The sequence below is a fragment of the Microbacterium sp. J1-1 genome (assembly GCF_024498615.1).
GTDB classification, from domain to species: domain Bacteria; phylum Actinomycetota; class Actinomycetes; order Actinomycetales; family Microbacteriaceae; genus Microbacterium; species Microbacterium aurugineum.
Genome location: NZ_CP089590.1, coordinates 3,607,534 through 3,626,865, shown reverse-complemented (window position 1 = coordinate 3,626,865; position 19,332 = coordinate 3,607,534). Strand labels below are relative to the sequence as shown.

Annotated in this window: 17 protein-coding genes; 9 read left to right on the top strand and 8 right to left on the bottom strand. The window is 68.1% G+C overall.

The window, feature by feature from the left end; genetic code table 11:
- Nucleotides 1-32 precede the first annotated feature (32 nt).
- The 3 genes from LRQ07_RS17635 to LRQ07_RS17625 are packed head-to-tail and all read left to right on the top strand — an operon-like array spanning nt 33 to nt 2,520.
- Nucleotides 33-860 (top strand): ABC transporter ATP-binding protein, encoded by an 828-nt coding sequence (locus tag LRQ07_RS17635; RefSeq protein ID WP_232763112.1) that lies wholly within the window; start codon nt 33-35, stop codon nt 858-860.
- Nucleotides 857-1,690 carry an ABC transporter permease gene (locus LRQ07_RS17630; RefSeq protein WP_232763113.1) on the top strand — a complete coding sequence of 278 codons (834 nt, stop codon included), beginning with the start codon at nt 857-859 and terminating at the stop codon, nt 1,688-1,690. Before LRQ07_RS17635 ends, LRQ07_RS17630 begins: the two co-directional genes overlap by 4 nt.
- Nucleotides 1,687-2,520: an ABC transporter permease gene (locus LRQ07_RS17625; RefSeq protein ID WP_131493192.1), complete on the top strand. Its 834-nt coding sequence runs from the start codon at nt 1,687-1,689 to the stop codon at nt 2,518-2,520. Before LRQ07_RS17630 ends, LRQ07_RS17625 begins: the two co-directional genes overlap by 4 nt.
- Nucleotides 2,521-2,890: 370 nt before the next feature.
- Here the strand turns inward: LRQ07_RS17625 and LRQ07_RS17620 are convergent, their stop codons facing one another.
- Entirely contained in the window at nt 2,891-3,967 is a 1,077-nt protein-coding gene (locus LRQ07_RS17620; protein ID WP_256535379.1) for an ABC transporter substrate-binding protein, read from the bottom strand.
- 193 nt (nt 3,968-4,160) lie between these two features.
- Here LRQ07_RS17620 and LRQ07_RS17615 point away from each other — a divergent pair, with 193 nt between their 5' ends.
- From LRQ07_RS17615 to LRQ07_RS17595, 5 genes are read left to right on the top strand one after another with little or no spacing between them, the layout of a single operon-like run.
- The gene (locus LRQ07_RS17615) at nt 4,161-5,165 is read left to right on the top strand and encodes an alcohol dehydrogenase catalytic domain-containing protein (RefSeq protein WP_256535378.1); all 1,005 of its coding nucleotides are present in this window, start codon (nt 4,161-4,163) and stop codon (nt 5,163-5,165) included.
- Between the two features lie 33 nt (nt 5,166-5,198).
- Nucleotides 5,199-6,395 (top strand): CaiB/BaiF CoA transferase family protein, encoded by a 1,197-nt coding sequence (locus LRQ07_RS17610; protein ID WP_256535377.1) that lies wholly within the window; start codon nt 5,199-5,201, stop codon nt 6,393-6,395.
- Nucleotides 6,395-7,258 carry an amidohydrolase family protein gene (locus tag LRQ07_RS17605; protein WP_256535376.1) on the top strand — a complete coding sequence of 288 codons (864 nt, stop codon included), beginning with the start codon at nt 6,395-6,397 and terminating at the stop codon, nt 7,256-7,258. The genes LRQ07_RS17610 and LRQ07_RS17605 overlap by 1 nt, the downstream gene beginning before the upstream one ends.
- 21 nt (nt 7,259-7,279) lie before the next feature.
- A complete protein-coding gene (locus LRQ07_RS17600; RefSeq protein WP_232763117.1) occupies nt 7,280-8,122 on the top strand; it encodes a hypothetical protein in 843 nt (280 codons plus the stop codon).
- A gap of 8 nt (nt 8,123-8,130) precedes the next feature.
- Nucleotides 8,131-8,466 carry a hypothetical protein gene (locus tag LRQ07_RS17595; RefSeq protein WP_156118325.1) on the top strand — a complete coding sequence of 112 codons (336 nt, stop codon included), beginning with the start codon at nt 8,131-8,133 and terminating at the stop codon, nt 8,464-8,466.
- A 317-nt stretch (nt 8,467-8,783) separates the two neighbouring features.
- Here LRQ07_RS17595 and LRQ07_RS17590 read toward each other — a convergent pair whose 3' ends face one another.
- The gene (locus tag LRQ07_RS17590) at nt 8,784-10,322 is read right to left on the bottom strand and encodes a beta strand repeat-containing protein (RefSeq protein ID WP_256535375.1); all 1,539 of its coding nucleotides are present in this window, start codon (nt 10,320-10,322) and stop codon (nt 8,784-8,786) included.
- A gap of 105 nt (nt 10,323-10,427) precedes the next feature.
- Nucleotides 10,428-11,462: a hypothetical protein gene (locus LRQ07_RS17585; RefSeq protein WP_256535374.1), complete on the bottom strand. Its 1,035-nt coding sequence runs from the start codon at nt 11,460-11,462 to the stop codon at nt 10,428-10,430.
- Between the two features lie 531 nt (nt 11,463-11,993).
- Between LRQ07_RS17585 and dnaB the strand changes: the two genes are divergently transcribed.
- Nucleotides 11,994-13,367, top strand: a complete 1,374-nt coding sequence (gene dnaB, locus LRQ07_RS17580) for a replicative DNA helicase (protein ID WP_131493208.1) — start codon at nt 11,994-11,996, stop codon at nt 13,365-13,367.
- Here the strand turns inward: dnaB and LRQ07_RS17575 are convergent.
- The 5 genes from LRQ07_RS17575 to LRQ07_RS17555 all read right to left on the bottom strand — a co-directional run bounded on the left by LRQ07_RS17575 (nt 13,360) and on the right by LRQ07_RS17555 (nt 18,650).
- Nucleotides 13,360-14,322, bottom strand: coding sequence for a quinone oxidoreductase family protein (locus LRQ07_RS17575; RefSeq protein ID WP_256535373.1), 963 nt, complete (start codon nt 14,320-14,322; stop codon nt 13,360-13,362). The genes dnaB and LRQ07_RS17575 overlap by 8 nt on opposite strands.
- A gap of 56 nt (nt 14,323-14,378) precedes the next feature.
- Nucleotides 14,379-14,603: a hypothetical protein gene (locus LRQ07_RS17570; RefSeq protein WP_232763121.1), complete on the bottom strand. Its 225-nt coding sequence runs from the start codon at nt 14,601-14,603 to the stop codon at nt 14,379-14,381.
- Between the two features lie 194 nt (nt 14,604-14,797).
- On the bottom strand, nt 14,798-15,106 hold the full coding sequence (locus LRQ07_RS17565; RefSeq protein WP_232763122.1) for a hypothetical protein: 309 nt from the start codon (nt 15,104-15,106) through the stop codon (nt 14,798-14,800).
- 223 nt (nt 15,107-15,329) lie between these two features.
- Entirely contained in the window at nt 15,330-15,800 is a 471-nt protein-coding gene (locus LRQ07_RS17560; RefSeq protein WP_256535372.1) for a hypothetical protein, read from the bottom strand.
- Nucleotides 15,801-16,052: 252 nt separating this feature from the next.
- A complete protein-coding gene (locus LRQ07_RS17555; RefSeq protein ID WP_256535370.1) occupies nt 16,053-18,650 on the bottom strand; it encodes a helix-turn-helix transcriptional regulator in 2,598 nt (865 codons plus the stop codon).
- Nucleotides 18,651-19,332 lie beyond the last annotated feature (682 nt).

The window sequence follows — 19,332 nt, the reverse complement described above, 5'->3', positions numbered from 1 at the left end:
CCGACGCGCGGCGATGAGACGAGAGGTCGACGATGACTGACGTGAACCACACCGTACGGGACTCGGCGGATCCGCTGATCTCGGTCACCGGGCTCTCGGTGAGCTATGACGTCGCGCGGACGGGGAAGAAGCTGATCGCCATCGAGAACGTCGACCTCGACGTGTTCGAGGGCGAGTTCATCACGGTGCTCGGCCCGTCGGGGTGCGGCAAGACGACGTTCATGAACGTCATCGCCGGCCTCGTCGCGCCGAGCACCGGATCCGTCCTCGTCGATGGGCAGCAGGTCGAGGGGCCAGGGCCGGACAGGGCCGTCGTCTTCCAGGACTACGCGCTCCTGCCCTGGCGCTCCGTGTTCGACAACGTGAAGTTCGGACTCGAGATGCAGAAGGGCCTGCGCACCGCCGACTGGCGGGCGAAGGTGCAGGAGGCCATCGACATGGTCGGGCTCAAGGGGTTCGAGTCCTCGTATCCCCGAGAGCTCTCCGGTGGCATGCAGCAGCGTGTCGGCCTCGCCCGAGCGTTCGTCGCCGAGCCGCGCATCCTGCTGATGGACGAGCCGCTCGGCGCCGTCGATGCCCTGACCCGCGAGGTGATGCGCGATGAGATCGAGAAGCTCATCGAGGCGACGGGCAAGACCGTCCTCTTCATCACGCACTCGATCGAGGAGGCGATCCTCCTGGGCGACCGCATCGTCGTCTTCAAGAGCCACCCCGGGGCGATCAAAGAGATCATCACGACCGACATCCCGCGCCCGCGCTCGGAGCGCTCGGTGCAGCACGACCCACGCTTCCTCGAACTCCGCGACCACCTCTGGGAGGCGCTGGAAGGGGAGGCGACGGCGGCGGCGGTGTCGAAATGACCGCGCTCCTGGCCACCGGTCCGAATCTCGGCAGGGGTGGTGTCGCCGCCTGGCTCGCCGGGCTGAGCGCGAGGGGCAAGGCCGCCGTCATCGCGGTCGAGGTCGTGATCCTCCTCGTGCTGTGGCAGTTGGTGGTGGGTGTGCTCGGGTGGATCAGCCCGGTCTTCCTCCCTCCGCCCCTGGCCATCGCGCAGGGGTTCGGTGAGATCGTGGCCAACGGATCACTCGCCGCCAACGCCGGTGTCTCGGCGCAGGCATGGCTGACCGGTTTCGCGCTGGCCGTGGTCGTCGGCATCCCGGTCGGACTCCTCATGGGCACCTCGCTCCCGGTCGATCGGGTGATCGGGCCGATCGCCTGGACGATCTACGCCACGCCGTCGATCGCGTATCAGCCGCTCGCGAAGGCCTGGTTCGGCTTCGGGATCGGTCCGGTGATCTTCCTCGTGACGATCAGTGCGATCTTCCCGATCCTGCTCAACGTCGCCGCCGGTATGCGCACCACGAACCCCTCCATCATCCGCGCCGCGCGCGTGTACGGCGCGGGACGAATGCGGCTGTACCGCTCGGTCTACCTGCCGTCGACGATCCCGTTCCTGTTCGCGGGCCTCCGGCAGGCGGTGGTGCTCGCCACGATCGGCATGGTCGTGGCGGAGCTCGCCGGTTCTTCGAGCGGCATGGGCGCACTCATCATCCGCGCCTCGAACACGTATCAGACCGATCAGGCGTTCGCGGCGATCGCGGTCGTCGTGCTGTGGAGCGTGGGGATGACGCAGGTGGTCACGGCCATCGAACGCGGCGTCGCACCGTGGACGAGGAAGGGCAAGCGATGAGCGTGGTCTCGGCAACCGGAACGGTCCGAATCGTGCGGCCACGGCGCGTGGTGCGCTCCGGGGAGGGCAGGTGGACGCTGCTCCTGATCGGCGTCGTCGCCGCGGTGCTGCTCCTCTGGGAGGCGGTGGTCAGCTGGTTCCAGTGGATACCCGCCGCGTTCCTGCCGGCCCCCAGTGCGATCGCCGTCGCGTTCGGTCAGCTCATGGTCGACCCGGAGTTCTGGTCGGCGTTCGTGTTCAGCGTCACGAACCTCCTGATCGGCCTCGCCATCGCGATCGTCGTCGGCGTGGTCGTGGGGCTCGCGGTCGGCTGGTCGCCGGTGCTGCGCTTCATGGTCGCGCCGTTCCTCTGGGTGCTGTACTCGACCCCCAAGGTCGCGTTGGCCCCGCTGTTCATCCTCGGACTCGGGCTGGGCAGCGAGTCGAAGATCGCCCTCGTGATCCTGTTGGCCGTGTTCCCCATCCTCTTGAACACGATGGAGGGTGCGGTCACCGTGAACCCTTCGCTCGTCAACGCGGCACGGGTGTACGGCGCCAAGGGGATCGGACTCGGCTGGAAGGTGATCTTCCCCGCCACGCTTCCCTACAGCCTCTCCGGGATCCAGCGCGGTGCTGCGCTCGGCTTCACGGGAGAGGTGCTCGGTGAGTTCCTCGGCGGGACCGGCGGCCTCGGTCACCTGCTGGAGTTCGCCGCCTATCAGTTCCGGATGGATGAGGCGATCGCGATGGTCGTGGTGATGGTCATCATCGCGAACCTCACGCTGCTGCTCATCTCGGTTCTCCGGCGCCGTCTCGCGCCCTGGTACGACGAGCGCAAGATCGTCGGCTGATCCGCCGCTTCGACTCCCGGTCCCCGTCTCATGCGCGACGGGGACCGGGTCTTTCGTCGCGTCGTCCGCCTCTTTCGTGCTGCGGGATCAAAACCGCACCTGAGACACACCTCGAAGGTGCGCTTTCCGTCCCGCAACCTGCGGCGCGAGCCCCGTGCGCGGCCCGGGTGCGAGCCCCGGGTGCGCGGCCCGGGTGCGCGGCCCGGGTGCGAGCCCCGGGCACGGCTCGCCGCACACGCGAAGAGGCCCCACCGCCATGCGCAACGGTGGGGCCTCTTCGTGTGACGGGTGCCGAAAGCTGCTCCCGTCGCGATATGTCACGCCAAACAGCGAGGTAGCGTGCGTTTTCGCGACGGGAACAGTCTGTCGGTCACGGGTAGGGCAGTGTCGCCGGTCCTGCGTTGTCGAGGCCGAGGAGCTCCTGAGCCTTGAACAGGTACGCCAGCTGAGCGTCGTCGAAGTCGAGGGGCTCGAGCTTCTGTGTCTCGATGGTGGTGTCCCACGCCTCGTCGTCGAAGTACAGGTTCGGGCACGCGAGGTGTCCGTCGAGGATCCAGACGCTGTCCGACTCACGCAGCTCCGCGACGTCGAAGTCGTTGGCCTCGTAGATGTCCAGCGCCTCCTCCGCGTTCTCGGGGAACTCGCCGGGCGCGGGCGCCGTCATGAAGTCGGTGCCCTTGAGCGTGGCGCGCAGGAACCGGACCAGGGTGTTCGGATTCTCCTGCGCCCACTGCGTGCCGGCGATCTGCACGTCGTTGGCCCAGTTGCGCAGCGACTCCACGACGATGTTCGCACCGTGTTCCTCGAGGGCGGCGCGATCATCGGCGTAGAAGGGCTGCAGCGAGATCTTGTCGTTGACGAAGAACTCCGTCCACGACTCCGATCCGGGGCCGGGGTAGACGACCTCGGTGTTGACGGACGAGACGTCCCAGCCTTCCTCCTTGAGCACCTGGGCTCGTTGGAACTCGGCCGGATCGCCGGGGGTGCCCGCCAGCACGATGGACGTGCCGTCGAGGTCCTCGACGCTATCGATGTCCGACTGCACCGCGAAGTCGAAGTTCTGCCGGCAGTAATGCCCGGAGACCAGGTCGATCTCGACGCCGCCGCGGATGGCATCGATCACGGTGCCGGTGGATTCGACGCCGATGTCGGCACTGCCGCTGGCGACCGCGGCGGTGACGTTGTCGGCGGTGATGACCTCGACGGTGAGGCCCTCCTCCTCGTAGTAGCCGAGATCCGTCGCGAGGACGTACATCGAGTACATCGTGATGTCGGGGAAGGGGATCGCCACCGTGATGTCGGTGTCTTCGGCGGCTCCGGGTTCGCCGTCGCCGAGTTCGACGGGGCCTTCCGGTGTCGGTGTCGGCGAGGCGCAGGCGGCGAGCAGCATCAGTGCTGCTGTGCCGCCGACCACGGCGAGGCCGAGTCTGTTTCGTGTCGTGCGCATGACTCTCCATTCGGGCAAGTGCGTGCGACTCCTCCGTGGAGTGGGGCGCCTCACGCGGATTTTGGGATACGGTATCCAATTTGGGTTCCGGTGTCCATCGTTTGGGGGATATCGTGCTCGAACAGGGTCTAGACGTCCGAGATGCAAATTGGATACAGTATCCGAAACAGATTCCCGCGATGAAGAGGTGAAGATGCGAGCCGCTGTGCTGAGCCGCCATGATCTGGACGGTCTGACCGTCGCGGAGACGGCTGTGCCCACGCCCGGCACCGGCGAAGTGCTCGTGCGCGTCGACACCGTCGGGGTGAATCAGCTGGACCTCAACGTCATCGCCGGCACCGGGCCGGGGGCGCAGGCGCAGCTGCCGCGCATCCTCGGGATCGATCCTGCCGGCGAGATCGTCGCAGTCGGAGCGAGTGTCGATCCGGAGCGCGTCGGCCAGGCCGTCGTGGTCAAGCCCAACATCGCCTGCGGTGTCTGTGCGCACTGCCAGGCGGGAGATGAGGCCGACTGCCCGCGTCAGACCGTCGTCGGCGTGCATCGCGACGGGGGAGCAGCGGAGTTCGTCGTCACCCCCGCCCGCAACGCGATCGACCGTCGGGGCCTCGACGCTGCGCAGGCGACCGCCGTCGTCCACAGCGCGTCCATCGTGATCAACGCCGTCCGCACCGTCGCACTCACGGCAGGCGAGCGGGTGCTCATCACGGGTGCCGGTGGGACACTCGGCCGCGCGGCGGTCGCGATCGCCCTCGCTCGCGGCGCCGACGTCGTCGCCGCGTCTCGCCGTGCCCTCACGGCGCTCGGCGAGGAGCAGATCATCCAGGCTCCGGATGCTGCGGCTCTGGCCTCTGCGGTGAGCGGGGGAGAGGGCTTCGACGTCGTCCTCGACGTGTCCGGGCACGCTCCGACGTTGAGCGCCGGGATCTCGGCCCTGCGGTGGGGAGGCAGAGCCGTGTTCTGCGCCGCCTCCGTCGACAGCGATCTGCGCATCGACGCTCGCGACTTCTACCTGCGCCGCAAGCGGCTGGCCGGCGTGGCCAGTGCCCGCTACGACGATGTGGCTGAGGCGCTCGCACTCGCGGCTGCCGGTGCGCTGCCCTCGCTCGTCGGCAGCCGCTACGCGTTCGACGACGTCGCCACGGCGTATCGCGACTTTCCCCGCAAGGGCGAGGGGAAGGTCATCGTCGATGTGCGATGACCGCCCTCGGTATCGAAGAGGAGACCAGAAGTGATGAGCACTGCACTGCCGGGCGCCGGAGCGCTGGCCGGGATCCGCGTGATCGAACTCGGTCAGTACATCTCGGGTCCGTTCGCGGCGAAGCTGTTGGCCGACCTCGGTGCCGACGTGGTCAAGGTCGAATCGCCCGAGGGCGACCCCATGCGCCGATGGGAGGGGCGGGCGACGATGAGCCCGCAGTTCGCTGCGTACAACCGGGGCAAGCGAGGGGTCGTGCTCGACCTGAAGAGCGCTGAGGGCCTCGCCGCGCTGTTCGCCCTGGTCGATGACGCGGACATCGTGCTCGACAACTTCCGTCCGGGTGTCGCCGCACGGCTCGGATTCGGTCCGGAGGACCTGCACGCCCGCAACCCGCGGATCATCTCGTGTTCCATCACCGGTTTCGGTCCCACCGGCCCTGCCGCGAAGCGTCCCGCTTACGACACCGTGATCTCCGCCACCGGCGGCATGTACAGCCAGGTCGTCCCCGCGTCCACGATCCGCCCGCTCGGCCCGGCGTTCTCCGATCTGCTCTCCGGGATGTCGGCCGTGCAAGCGGTGCTCGCCGCATTGCACGCTCGCGATGTGAGTGGGGTCGGGGAGCATGTCGAGGTCACGATGGTCGGCGCATTGCTGGACTTCCTCACCGAGTCGGCGTCGGCCTTCCTCGAGACGGGGCAGGTCTCCTCGCCCGATTCGCGGCCGCGTCGGGCGCAGGCCTACGCGTGCCGGGGGTCAGACGACAAGGCCTTCGTGATCCACATGTCGGTGCCGGAGAAGTTCTGGACCGGACTGCTCGACGTCCTGGAGCGGCCCGACCTCGCCGAGGACCCGCGCTTCTCGACCCGTGAGGGGCGCGTGCGCAACTACGACGAGCTGGACGCGGTGCTCAAGGAGATCGCGGCGACCCGTCCCCGCCCGTACTGGCTCGACCGGCTCGCCGCGCACGACATCCCGCATGGGCCGCTGAACACGATGGGTGATCTGTTCGATGACCCGCAGATCGCGAGCATGGGGCTGGTCGAGGAGATCGACGGGCCGGACGGCGCACTGCGCGTCCCGGCTCCCAGCATCCGCTTCCAGCGTTCCGGTCGGCCGGAGCTGCGCTATGCACCCGCACTCGGGGCCGACACCGAAGCGTTGACCGGGCTGCGGCCCGGATCCCTGGCCACCGACTCCCAACCCGCACCAGCGAAGGAAGGGGCTGCCTGATGCCCGGCATCGACGACCTCGTCGCGATCGACGTCCACACCCACCCGCAGACCGAGGAGTTCATCGCCGCGATGGGCCGGAGGCACTCCCAGATGGCCGCCCACTTCGGGCGCGAGCGGCCGGTCGTGTCCTTCGCCGAGCAGGCGGATCAGTATCGCGAACGCAAGATGATGGCCGTCATCGTGAACTCCGACTCTGAGACCACGAGCGGGATCAAGGGTGCGCCGAACGATCTCCTCGGCAAGGCGCAGCAGGACCACCCCGACGTCTTCCTCGCCTTCGCCGGCATCGACCCGTGGAAGGGTGAGGCCGCGGTCGCCGAGATCCGACGGATGCACGACGAGTACGGCATCAAGGGCGTCGGCGAGCTCAATCCGTCCCGGCAGAAGTTCCTCGCCAACGATCGGCGGTTCTTCCCGATCTGGGAGACCTGCGCCGAACTCGGACTCGTGGTGATGTTCCACTCCGGCTTCCCCGGAGCCGGCGCGGGCACCCCGGGCGGTGGCGGCTACCGGCTCGAGAACGCCCGCCCGGTGCCGTACATCGACGACGTGGCTGCCGAGTTCCCCGAACTGAACATCATCAGCGCCCACCCGGCCTGGCCGTGGCACCTCGAGAACCTCGCGATGGTCTGGCACAAGTCGAACGTGTACCTCGATCTGTCCGGTTGGGCGCCGAAGTATCTGCCGCCGGAAGTGGTCCGCTACGCCGACTCGCTGATCTCCGACCGTGTCCTCTTCGGGTCGGACTGGCCCGTGACGACCGCGGATCGGTGGATGACCGAGTTCGACGCGCTCGGGCTGAAAGAGGAGTCGCGCCGGAAGATCCTGCTCGACAACGCACGGAAGCTGTTCCGACTGTGAGCACCCGGGAAGGAGCCGATCGTGGCTGAACTCGTCATGGCCGCCGCGACCCCGCACAACCCGTTGCTGTGGCGGGCGATGCGTGAGCCGATGCCCGATGATCTGGTCGCGGTCGAGGCGAACTTCCGGCGCATCCGCGAGGCCATCGCCGATGCCGGAGTCGACACGCTCATCGTGCTCGGCACCGATCACGTGCGCCAGTTCTTCTCCGACAACTCGCCTGCGTTCATCGTCGGCCGGGCTGCGTCGTACCACGGGACCTACGAGAACGAGGTGCGCACCTTCGGCATGGAGTACGCCGAGCTGACCGGCAGCCCCGAGCTGGCGACGCAGATCACCGGCCGCGAGGTGCTGCCCGAGACGATCGACTTCTCGGTGTCGCACGAGTGGCGCCTCGACCACAGCTTCGTGCTCCCGTTGCAGTACGTGCGGCCCGAGCTCGACCTGCCGATCGTGCCGATCCATGCGAACTCGATCCTCCCTCCGCTGCCGACCGCCGCGCGCTTTGCCGCTCTCGGGCACCACCTGCGCACCGCGGTGGAGTCGTGGGACAACGATGCGAGGGTGGGGCTGCTCACCTCGGGGCACATGGCCACGGACGTCGGGGGACCGCGCACGTTCAACGGCTCCCCCGATCCCGAGTTCGATGCCGAGGCCGTCGCCTGGATGCGTGACGGCGACCTCGAAGGAGCGATCGCCGGGTGCCGATTCGACCGGATCATGGCAGCGGGCAACGTCACCTATCAGTACGTGAACATCGTCGCCGCGCTCGCCGCGATGCAGGGTCGACCGGCGGAGCTCGCCGAGGCCACGACCTCGCGCTTCGCTTCCAGTCCGTTCTTCCTGTGGGGGGCCGCGTCGTGAGCCGATACATGATGAACAAGTTCATCCGCGCCGTCGAGATGAGCACCGCGAACGTGAACGCGTACGTGGCCGACACCGAGGGCTTCGTCGATCGTTGGCTCGCCGGAGGAGCGGGTACGGACGCCGTCGCGGACGACCGGGTGCTGACGCCGGAGGAGCGTGTCGCCTTCGTGAACCGTGACTACGGTGCGCTCTATGGCTTGGGCGCGCACCCGTATCTGCTCTGGCACTTCACGGAGGCGGTCTACGAGCACGAGTACACCGAGGGGTTCGGATGGCGTGACCTCGTGGAGCGGTATCGCGCGGCGATCATCCCCTACGGTGAGGTCGACGACATTCCCTGACTCGGTCTTCCCGCGCTTCCTCCTCGCCGGTTGGCGGTGCACCTGTCGGGAGAATTCGTCCGGAGGCGGCGTTCGAGGCTACTTTCTCCTTGCATCTGCCCAGGCTCCCGACAAGTGGACCTCGGATGCTTCGCGCGGGCGCGACGGATGCCCCGTGGTGGGATTTCCACGGGGCATCCGCCCGTTCTGCGCCGGCGTCGGGCGACGGGGAGCTGGGGGCTACGAACCCGTCGCGATGGGGTGGGTGATGACGCGTCGGCGCACCGGTGGTGCGGGGTCTCCTCCCCCGAGGACAGCCGCACCGCCGGCGTTTCTCCTTACGCCGACGCTCCGCGACGTCGCAGAAGGCCCGCTCCTCCGAGGGTGAGCAGGATCATGGCGAGGACGATCAGCCCTGCCGATGAGGCCCCGCCCGTCATCGCGAGCCCCGTCGACTGGCCGGTCCACGCCGCGCCCGAAGCGGTGGCGGAACCGGTCGAAGTGCCGGGGTCCGTTCCGGGGTCGGTTCCCGGGTCGGTTCCCGGGTCAGTTCCGGGGTCGGTGCCGGGATCCGTTCCCGGGTCGGTACCGGGGTCGGTTCCCGGGTCGGTGCCGGGGTCGGTACCGGGGTCCGTGCCCGGGTCCGTCACTGTGGCCTCGCCGAGCACCGAGATGGCGTTGCCGCCGAGCGTGATCGGAAGGCTGATCGGCAGTGCCAGTTGGGTGCCGCCGAGGAGCCCGCCGAGACCGCTGGTGGTGATGCCGCCGGTGGTCGGGGTGGCCGGTGCGGAGGCGTTCCCGCCGGTGCCGGTGACGGTCGCGTCATCGAGCAGTGAGATCGCGTTGCCGGTCACGCCCACGGGGGCGGTGACGGGTGCGGTGATCTGGGTGCCGCCGAGGACGCCGTCGGAACCACTGGTGGTGTTCCCGCCGGTGGCCGGACTGGCCGGTGCTGCGGCTCCCTGCGTGCCCGTGCCGGTGCTGGCGCTGTCGCCGAGCAGGGAGATCGCGTTCCCCGACACCGTGATCGGTGCTGTGACGGGGGCGGTGACCTGTGTGCCGCTGCCGATGCCGTCTTCGCCGGAGGTGGCTGCGTCGGTGGGGGTGGCGGGTGCCGGTGCTGCGGCTCCCTGCGTGCCGGCGCTGGCGCTGGCGCTGTCGCCGAGCAGGGAGATCGCGTTCCCCGACACCGTGATCGGTGCTGTGACGGGGGCGGTGACCTGTGTGCCGCTGCCGATGCCGTCTTCGCCGGAGGTGGCTGCGTCGGTGGGGGTGGCGGGTGCCGGTGCTGCGGCTCCCTGCGTGCCCGTGCCGGTGCTGGCGCTGTCGCCGAGGAGGGAGATCGCGTTCCCCGTGACGGCGATCGGTGCGTTGACCGCGAGGAGCGCCTGCGTGCCCGAGAGCACGCCGTCCACGCCGTTCGTGGTCACGAGAGGCGCCTCGGCCGGTGTCCCGGACGGGGGAGCCGGGGTCTGGGGAGCCGCGGCCGGGGCGCTGGTCGAGGCGCTGTCGTCGACCAGACTCACCGCGTTGTTCGACACGGTGACGGGAAGGTTCACGGTCACCACGGCCTGGGTGCCGGATGCCGTGCCGTCCGACCCGCTGGTGACGGGTGCGGGGGCGGGTGCGGGCGCGGGTGCAGGGGCGGGTGCCGGTGCGGGCGCGGGTGCCGGTGCGGAGACGACGGTGTCGCCCAGCACCGAGATCGCGTTGCCGACGACCGTGATCGGGGCGGTGATCGCTGTCTCCGCCTGGGTGCCCGAGAGCAGCCCGTCCTCTCCGGTCGTCTCGGCCGCATTGGCGGTCGTCGCACCGAGGAGCGTGATGCCCCCGGCGATGAGCGTGCCCCACAGGGCCCGCTTGATGTACGTGCGCATGATCGTTCTCCTGACTGATGATGGGATCGTCTGATGGGTGCGCGCGATCGACGTGCGCGCGCAGCACGGCATCTGTCGTCCCCGAGGGAACGACGTGACGGTCCGTCAGTCAGGAGAGACGTCGGTGTCGGCGACCGGCGACGTCGGAAGAGCGTCGTCGGATGCGCCGGAGGTCCGCTCGCCAGCACGGAGCGGAGAAGGATCCACGTCGCTGAGACGCGCGTGGGCAGCGCCTGACCCTCCGCCGGAACCGGCGGAGGAAGACGCGGGAACAGGGCCGCCCGGGAGGGTTCCCGGGGGAGAGTTTTCGGGCGCACCGGTGGCGTCGGCGCCGGATCCGACCGTGTCGGAAGACCCGGTCGACACCGTCGGAGCGGTCGCGACGAATGCCCCGCCGGCGAGCACCCGGGACGACGCCGAGAGCGGCGCCGGTCCGGGCGCGGCCTCATCTCTGGGCGCGACCGTGGTGGCGCCGGGCGTCGAGGGCTCCACGACCACTCCGGTACCCGGTGCGGGATCGGGTGTCGTCGGGTCCAGGGCGTCGAGCACGGGCGGGACGGTCGAATCCACCACGCCGCCGAGAATGGCCGTGGTGTCGTCGACGACGTCGACCAGGTCGTCGACGGTGGTGATCACGCCGAGATCGGTGACGAGTCCTCCGACGAGCGGAAGGTCGGCGACGGTGTCGAGGAGTGGATCGGTGATCTGCGAAACCGGCGCGTCGGAGAGCACCGCGGTGACGGGGGCGACCACGTCGTGCGCCGTCTCCGTGACCGCCTGCACGACGGGCGCTGTCACGGTGCCGACGACCGGAGTTGCGGCGACGGTCTCCGTGACGGTCTCGACGACCGCCGGTGCGGTGTGCTGCACGGGGGCGACGGCCTTGGTGACGACCGGCGCGACCACCTTCGTGACGACCGGAGCGACAACCTCCGTGACGACCGGCTTCACGGGAGCTGTCACGCTCGACACCGTGTCGCCGACGAGCGAAGTGAGTCCGTCGAGTGGGCCATCGTCGCGGTCGTCCGCATGCGCGGACCCGCCTCCGAGGAAGACGGCGAGAGTCGCCCAAGCGAGCACTCCCAGGGCACCCCAGAGGACGGCGGCTGGAACGCCGCGTCGGGTGGCCCGAACGTCCACGTCGACCTCCCCCTCCGAAGGCAACGTCACCTCGGCGCAGATGCGTCGATTGCCGGTGACGATACTCGCGTCCGGACCGTCTGTCTAGGGGGGTATCCGCGAGTTTCCGCCGATGTCGGCCCGTGACGCGCCCGACGAAATCTCGGCTTGACTTTCCCCAGGTTCTACACATCCCATCCCCGACGGGGCCAACCTTCAACGCCCGATTTAAACTGATTCTCATCCACAGGGTGGGGAAACAGGAAAGCCCTGCTCAAGCAAGATAAAAAACTTTGAAGTCGGAGCACTCCACGGGGTTATCCACACCTGTTGTGCACAGACACTCCGACTTTGTCCGCACGCTTTCCACATGGTTATCCACAGGCCGTGTTGCATGGGGAAAGAGTCGCTCGTAGCGTGAGCGAGCGACCGAATGTCGGAGGCACCTGTTTCGCTGTGCAGGACGGCGTGACGGTCGAGGATCAGACGGCTCAGCCGTCGAGACGCCTCATCAGGGCATCGCATCGGAAACGTCGCATCGAAGGGAAGACTGTGTCGATCGCCGACATCTCAGAGGAGCGCATGGGCTCGTCGCGCGGGCCGGAGCGCACGCCTCCCCACGACCTTCTCGCCGAGCAGAGTGCTCTGGGCGGAATGCTCCTGTCGAAGGACGCGGTCGCCGATGTGATCGAGACGCTGAAGGGCGCCGACTTCTACATCCCGAAGCACGAGTTGATCTTCGAGGCCATCCTCTCGTTGTACTCGCACGGCGAGCCCACCGATGTCGTGGCCGTCACCGACGAGCTCATCAAGACGGGCGAGCTCGGTCGCGCCGGCGGTGCCGACTACCTCCACACCCTGACCTCGATCGTCCCCACCGCGGCGAATGCGGGCTACTACGCCGGCATCGTCTCGGAGCGAGCGATCCTGCGCCGACTCGTCGACGCCGGCACCCGCATCGTGCAGCTGGGCTACGCGGGCGAAGGTGACGCGACCGACCTCGTCAACAACGCGCAGGCCGAGATCTACTCGATCACCGGATCCGAGACCGCGGAAGATTACGTCCCCCTGCAGATCGCCGTCGATGCCGCGCTCGAAGAGATCGAGGCAGCGAGCGGACGTGACGGTTCGATGACCGGTGTCCCGACCGGGTTCAAGGAACTCGACGAACTCACGAACGGTCTGCACGGCGGTCAGATGATCGTCGTCGCCGCGCGACCCGCCATGGGTAAGTCGACGCTGGCGCTCGACTTCGCGCGTGCGGCCTCCATCGGCCATGACCTTCCTTCCGTCTTCTTCTCCCTCGAGATGGGCAAGAGCGAGATCGCGATGCGTCTGCTCAGCGCCGAGGGTGCGATCCCGCTGCAGAACATGCGCAAGGGAAACCTCGACCCCCGCGACTGGACCACTGTCGCTGCGACCCGCGGACGCATCAACGACGCGCCGCTCTACATCGACGACAGCCCCAACATGACGCTCGTCGAGATCCGCGCCAAGTGCCGTCGCCTCAAGCAGCGCGAGGGGCTGCGCATGGTCATCATCGACTACCTGCAGCTGATGACGTCGGGCAAGCGCGTCGAGTCGCGTCAGCAGGAGGTCTCGGAGTTCTCGCGAAGTCTGAAGCTCATCGCCAAAGAACTCCAGGTTCCGGTCATCGCCCTGTCGCAACTGAACCGTGGCCCCGAGCAGCGCACCGACAAGAAGCCCGCGATCAGCGACCTGAGAGAGTCGGGCTCGATCGAGCAAGACGCCGACATGGTCATCCTGCTGCACCGCGACTCCGTCTACGACAAAGACGTGCGACCCGGTGAAGCCGACCTGATCGTCGCCAAGCACCGCAACGGCCCGACCGCCACGATCACCGTCGCGTTCCAGGGTCACTACTCACGCTTCGCCGACATGGCTCCCGGCGGCGACTTCAACTGACTGTAGGTTCCGCATCGTCGCCCGCGACGTCGAGGGCCAGCTTCCCGACATAGTGTTCGCGGAGCGCACGGTGGGCGTCTTGCACACGAGTGAAGGTGAACCGTTGCGCGACGTGCGGTGTGAACGTGCCGGCGTCGATGAGGGAGTTGAGTCGTTCGAGGGCGGCACGGCTCCGGTCACCGTCGAAGTGGAGGATCGGCACGGCGGGTGGTGTCGCGGGCAGCGGGTGAACGCCGTGGGGCCAGACCACGCGTCCTGAAGGGTGCATCGCGCGAAGCGCCTGCTCCAGCACCGGTCCGCCGACGGTGACGAACGCCGCATCGAGCCCGTTCGGCGCGAAAGCCTCCGCCGCTGCCACGACGTCATGCGAGCGGCCGTCGACGACGGCCGCGGCGCCGTAGCTTCGGGACAGAGCAACGCCGTCGGCGCCGGAGGAGACGGCAAGGACCCGGATGCCGCGCTGCTGCGCCAGTTGCACGACCATGTGTCCCATGCCCCCGCTCGCGCCGAACACCATCAGCGTCTGACCGGGCGCGAGATCGAGCAGATCGATTCCGCTCAGGGCGGTCAGGGCATCCCACGCCATCACGCCGGCCTCGGTCATCGACAGGCGCTCGGGGACGTGGGCGACGTGCTCCTCGGCGACGACCCCGTACTCGGCGTAGAACCCTCCGCGCGGCACGGGCATCGAGGCGGCGTAGACGCGATCGCCGACCGCGAAGCGTGTGACTGCGCTGCCGACGGCGGCGATCGTGCCGGCGGCATCCCAACCGAGTACGTAAGGGAAGGTCGAGGCGATACCGAACGCATCCTCATATTCCCCCTGACGCTCCACGGCGTCCCAGGAGGCCACCCCCGCCACGGACACCTTGATCAGAACATCGGACTCGCCCACGATCGGAACGTCGATCGTCCGAGGGACGAGCTCATCGACGCCGCCGAAGCGATCGAGCACGATGGCCCTCATCCGTGGTTGGGCAGAGGGGGTGCTGGACATCGGTCGCTCGGGGCTCACGCGCAGGCCACCGCGTTGGCGCAGCAGACGGCAGGTGTCTGGGTGGAGGCGCGAGCCGCGCGGTATGCCTCGCGCAGACCGCGGAACAGGGCACCACGACTCCTCCGCGGTGACGGGCCGGTTGCGTCGAGCCTCTCCAGGGCGACGCGTTCGTACTCCAGTCTCCGGTTGAGTTCCACCTCGTGACGCTGATGAACCTCGAAAGCGAACTGCGGATCCACGCCGACCTCTCCCCTCCTGACGCCGACTGCGACGTCACATTGAAAAACTTCGATGCATAGACGATCTCGCATGCATCGAAAAATGTCAATACGTTTCAGCGCGCAGCCCCTCTATATAGCGATCGGTCGCCGCCGGGCGTGGGGGCCTCGGCGACGACCGATGGGGTGCTGGTTCAGCTATCGACGATGCTGATTCAGTTGGGGAACACGGCTTCGAGGCCACTGCCCCAGAACACCACGATGAACCCGATGGCGACGATCGCACCACCGACGAGCGCCACCGCGTTGAGGATGATTCCCCAGGTCGCGAACTTCTTGCTGGCAGGTTCGCGGCGAAGCGCGATGAAACCGGCGATCAGGCCCGCGAGCGGCACGAGAAGTGTGAAGCCGGCAAGGAAGGAGACGATTCCGGTGACGAAGCTCGCCAGTCCGATCGCCTTGGAGCGCAGTCCCTGCGCGGGGGCTGCGCTACTGGAACCGTTCGACATTGTGGATGTTGACATGATCTGCTTTTACCTTCATGGTTGAGTTTGAGTTGCGCAGCCCTTCGGGTTTCAGGGCGCAGCGCAAGGAACTCAGCAAAGCTACGTGGCGAGACTTCCCCGTCGGCGCAGGATGCATCCGATGCCGTGCTCCTCGCGTGGTTCTCCGTGTCTTCGAGACGAAACCGCGCGCGCCGATGACGTGATCGGCGGTAGTCGACGTGTGAGCCGAGTAGCCGCCGTCTCAGCGACTCGCGGTCGCTGAGACCTTCTCCACTCCGACGAACTTCATCATCTGCTGGCCGTAGAGGCAGCTCTGCAGGGTGAGTTCGCCCTGTATGCCGATGAGGTCGTCCGAGGTCGCGACGCGCTTCGGCAGCATCCGGACATCCACCACGGCATAGGTGACTCCGTCGATGGAGAGCTGCTGGCCCACCTCCCACGGGAGGATCACGTCCCCACCGCAGTTGTTGTGGGCAGCCCACGTGGGCACGGTGCCGGGGTTCTCATAGCGGACCATCTCGGTGAACGTGCCATCGCACCGGTCCAATTCCCTCTCGTCGCCCGAGGTGCCGAGCGTGATGTGGGGGAGTGCTCCGCTGGCCTGGGTCTGAACCGTGGCGATCGCGATCTTCGTCTCGCCGTAGACGCGCTCGACCTCGGAGGGAGCGAAGACCACGGCGACGAGCGCCGCCGCGCCCACAGCCAGGAGCATCCCCGCGAACTGGGTGCGCGGGCGAAGCGCTCGGCGTGACCTCGAGGATCGGGTGAGCGGGCGAGAGGGGGGATGCGGCATGGTCGTGGCTCCGGACGAGAAGGGCAGCTGACCAGTATCGTCACGGAGCGGTCTGCGGGTACCGGTCGCCACAAAGGTCGCGTAGCCTCACGCCCCCGATTCAGTGATGACGGCAGCCCGCTCCGTGGTCCGGAGGGGCGGAACTCCGCGGTGCGTTCTCTCTACGGAGAGCTAAGACAGGACCTCGACGTGCTGCGCGAGCGCTTTCCGGTTCGACACGTCGAGCTTGCGCATGATGCGATGCATGTGACTCTCGACCGTACGCACGCTGAGCACGAGGCGCGTGGCGATCTCCTGGTTGGAGAGACCCATCGCGGCGAATCTGCCGACCTCGCGCTCGCGATCTGTGAGGGTGACGGCCGCGGCCCCGAACCTGGCCGTGTCGAAGGCCCGGTCTCCATGAGCGGCACGAATCGCGTGCGCCGCGCTGTCTGCAGCCCGGCGTGTGGGGTCATCGCCCTTCTCGAGCGCGGTGGTGCGCGCGATCTGGCACGCCGAGAGGGCGAGTCCGACGAGCCCCACCCGCTCGAGCTCTTCCACGCACGCGAGCATCGTGACCGGGTCGCCCTCGGCGAGGGCGGAGACGTAGTCGCCGTGCGCCTGAAGCAGGCGGGCGTCCGGGAGTTCGTCGAGCGCGCGACGGGCGACCGCGAGGCGCTCCCCGACGGGGGCGAGCTCGAGCGAGGACAGCATGCCGAGCACTGCGGCGAACCGTGCGCCACGGTCCCACAGCGACTGCGACGACGCCCACATGTCATCCGCGGCCGCCTGCACCTTCCCGTCAAAAGCCAGGAGCTGCGCGCGAGGCCAGGCGTGGGTCTGGCCGGGCAGCGGCCCGTCGAGAATGGAGGAGCCGTTGATCTCCTGGGCGATCTTCTCTCCCAGGCTCAGTTGTCCGCGTCGGATCGCCACGACGGACGCGATGGTCAAGAGCGAGAGTTGAACGCCGGGAGGCAGCGGCGAGGGCTCACCGGCGGCGAACACCGTCTCCACGATCTCGTCCACGGCGGCGTAGTCACCCGCGAGGAGCTGCACGAGGATCACCGCGGCGCCGAACGCGCGGAGTGCATCGATGTCGAGATACCCGTGCGCCTCGTCGAACCCTTGCTGGAGGGTCTCGAGCGCGGCACGATGCGATCCGATCCCGAGCAGGGCGAGGCCGTGCAGGACGCGGATCATGTAAGCGTCTCGTGGGCGCTCGACCGTCTCCGTGGCAACGTGCACCCTGAGCGCGTCGCTGAACCGACCCGTGGAGACGAGCACCAGCATCTGCGTCTCCCACAGCTGCAGCTTCACATCGTCGGGGAGGTCGTCGGTGACCTCGAGCCGTGCGCCGAAGTCGTCCGGGATGCGTGTGAGGTTGGCCTGGAGGCGGACGTCGACGGCGTCGAGCATCCGGGCGTAGGGACCGAGCGTGATCGAAGCCTCGCTCAGACGTCGCTGAGCACCGTCCAGATCGTGGTCGACGTAGGCGGTCCACTCCGCCCGCAGGCTCTCGAAGTCAGCGCGTCCGGCAACGTCTCCGTTGCTCGCGTCGGTGGTGTCGAAGACGTGGCGGACGGTCTCGGTGACGGTCGGGGTGTGCGTGTGCATCAGTGCACGCAGATACCGCACGGCGCTGCTCGCCGAGGGGTTCGCCTCCCATTCGGAAGCCGTCACGATCCTGCGCGCCCGGGCGCGCTCCTGGAGCAAGCGGACGAACAGCGCCTCCTGCGTCCCGAACGCTGGCTGGCGATTCTCACGTTCGGCGAGGATCGCCGAGGCGGATCCGGCCGTGCCGAGGCGCTCGACGATCAGGGCGGTGAGTCGGGTGCGTCGCGCGGTCAGCGGCTCGTGGCGGAAGAACTCCACGATGAGCGGGGGCACGACGGTCACGAGCTGCCGCGCGCCACTGGAGATGAACGTGATCATGCGACGTTCCTCGAGCAGCTCCAGCGTGCCCCAGTCGATGAGCTTGCGCACGGTCTCGATGTCGGCCACGCCGACGATGGCGATGATCTCGATCGCGTCCCGGGCGGCATCGTCCAGATCCTCGAGGTGCGCTTCGAGGACGGCGCGGAGGCCCGAACTCCAGAGGTCACGGGTGGCGACCCACTCCTTGCCTCCGCGGAGCGTGATCCTCTGCTCGCGGATGCAGGCGTCGACGAGGCTCAACGCCAGCCCGATGTTGCCCCCGGACTTCGCGAAGATACGGCTCATGGTCGCCGCCTCGATGGGCCCCTTGAGGTAATGCTCCAGCGCCTTCTCCATCTCCTCGAAGCGCAGAGGAGACATGTCGATCACATAGGAGGGTTCCAGAGTGGAGGCGGCGAGGCCGGTCGGGGTGTGGCGCGCACGCAGCCCCTGCAGCCGGGAGAGGACGATGGGGATGCCGCTCGAGCGACGAACGGCCTCGGCGACGCCCCAGGACGATTCATCCAGGTCGTCCCAATCGTCGAGGAACAGCACGGAGCGAGGCAACCGCAGAGCATGTCGCAGAGCTTCGGCCGTCTCGTGGAGCCCACTCGTCGTGCGCTGCGTCCCCGTGGGGGGAATGCCGGCGAGGTGCAGTGCGGCGAGCGGATGCTGACGCAGCGAGGCGACGCCCCGAACCTGGATGACCTTCCACTCGCCCTCTTCCAGCCGAGCGCGGAGTGCCCTCAGGAAGGCGCTGCGGCCGCTGCCTCGTCCGCCGACGACGTCTACGCTGACGCCGGCATGCACCAGATCCAGCGCGGCGGTCAGGCTCTGCTCCCGACCGATGACCATGGCACGACCCCGCTTCCTCACGCGGACACTCCTAACCGAAAACTAGACCTGATCCCTGCGCGACGGAAGTCCGTGTTCCTGTGGGGTTCGGCCGCGCAGCCGTCCGCGGCGCGCGCGGATCAGGATGAGATGACAACGGCGCTACCGAGTCGGATTCTGTTTCCATGCGGGTTCGCGATCGTCGTTGAGCGATCACGCACGGGGGGAGCTGGCCCAGGGACACCTTTCAGTACGAGAGGGACCTGTCCGGGCGCGCACGCAGTCCGTGCGCGGTGGAACGTGGTGTTTTGCGTACTCCGCCGACGACTTAGGTGCGTTTTTCGTGTCTACTCGGTACTGCTATCTCAAGACTGTGGGAGAGCGCATCCGATTCACGCTCCGCAGCGACTACGGCCTCCTCGCCGCGACCTACGCAACCTGTGCGCGGGGCTACGGCACTCTCGGTACGGCACCGTCCGTGGCCTCCCTCCGGGCCTACCTTGGAGATGCCCAACACTGTTGGATCGCCGTCGGCGCCCGCCGAGGTGATGTGACACGGGCGGTCTTCCGCGGCCCATCCTGACGGTTCCCCGCCCGTGTCATGCTCTCGCTCGGCGAACGCGGAACCCCAGCCGTCCGGCTACGGATAGAGCGCGTAGCGACACGGAGCCGCATACGGGGAGTAGGCGCCCGGGCACGGAGCTGTCCTCATTCGGGTACTGCT

Coding starts and splice junctions, on each gene's coding strand:
- LRQ07_RS17635 (WP_232763112.1), top strand. CDS start 33: ATGACTGACGTGAACCACACCGTACGGGACTCGGCGGATCCGCTGATC.
- LRQ07_RS17630 (WP_232763113.1), top strand. CDS start 857: ATGACCGCGCTCCTGGCCACCGGTCCGAATCTCGGCAGGGGTGGTGTC.
- LRQ07_RS17625 (WP_131493192.1), top strand. CDS start 1,687: ATGAGCGTGGTCTCGGCAACCGGAACGGTCCGAATCGTGCGGCCACGG.
- LRQ07_RS17620 (WP_256535379.1), bottom strand. CDS start 3,967: ATGCGCACGACACGAAACAGACTCGGCCTCGCCGTGGTCGGCGGCACA.
- LRQ07_RS17615 (WP_256535378.1), top strand. CDS start 4,161: ATGCGAGCCGCTGTGCTGAGCCGCCATGATCTGGACGGTCTGACCGTC.
- LRQ07_RS17610 (WP_256535377.1), top strand. CDS start 5,199: ATGAGCACTGCACTGCCGGGCGCCGGAGCGCTGGCCGGGATCCGCGTG.
- LRQ07_RS17605 (WP_256535376.1), top strand. CDS start 6,395: ATGCCCGGCATCGACGACCTCGTCGCGATCGACGTCCACACCCACCCG.
- LRQ07_RS17595 (WP_156118325.1), top strand. CDS start 8,131: ATGATGAACAAGTTCATCCGCGCCGTCGAGATGAGCACCGCGAACGTG.
- LRQ07_RS17590 (WP_256535375.1), bottom strand. CDS start 10,322: ATGCGCACGTACATCAAGCGGGCCCTGTGGGGCACGCTCATCGCCGGG.
- LRQ07_RS17565 (WP_232763122.1), bottom strand. CDS start 15,106: ATGTCAACATCCACAATGTCGAACGGTTCCAGTAGCGCAGCCCCCGCG.
- LRQ07_RS17560 (WP_256535372.1), bottom strand. CDS start 15,800: ATGCTCCTGGCTGTGGGCGCGGCGGCGCTCGTCGCCGTGGTCTTCGCT.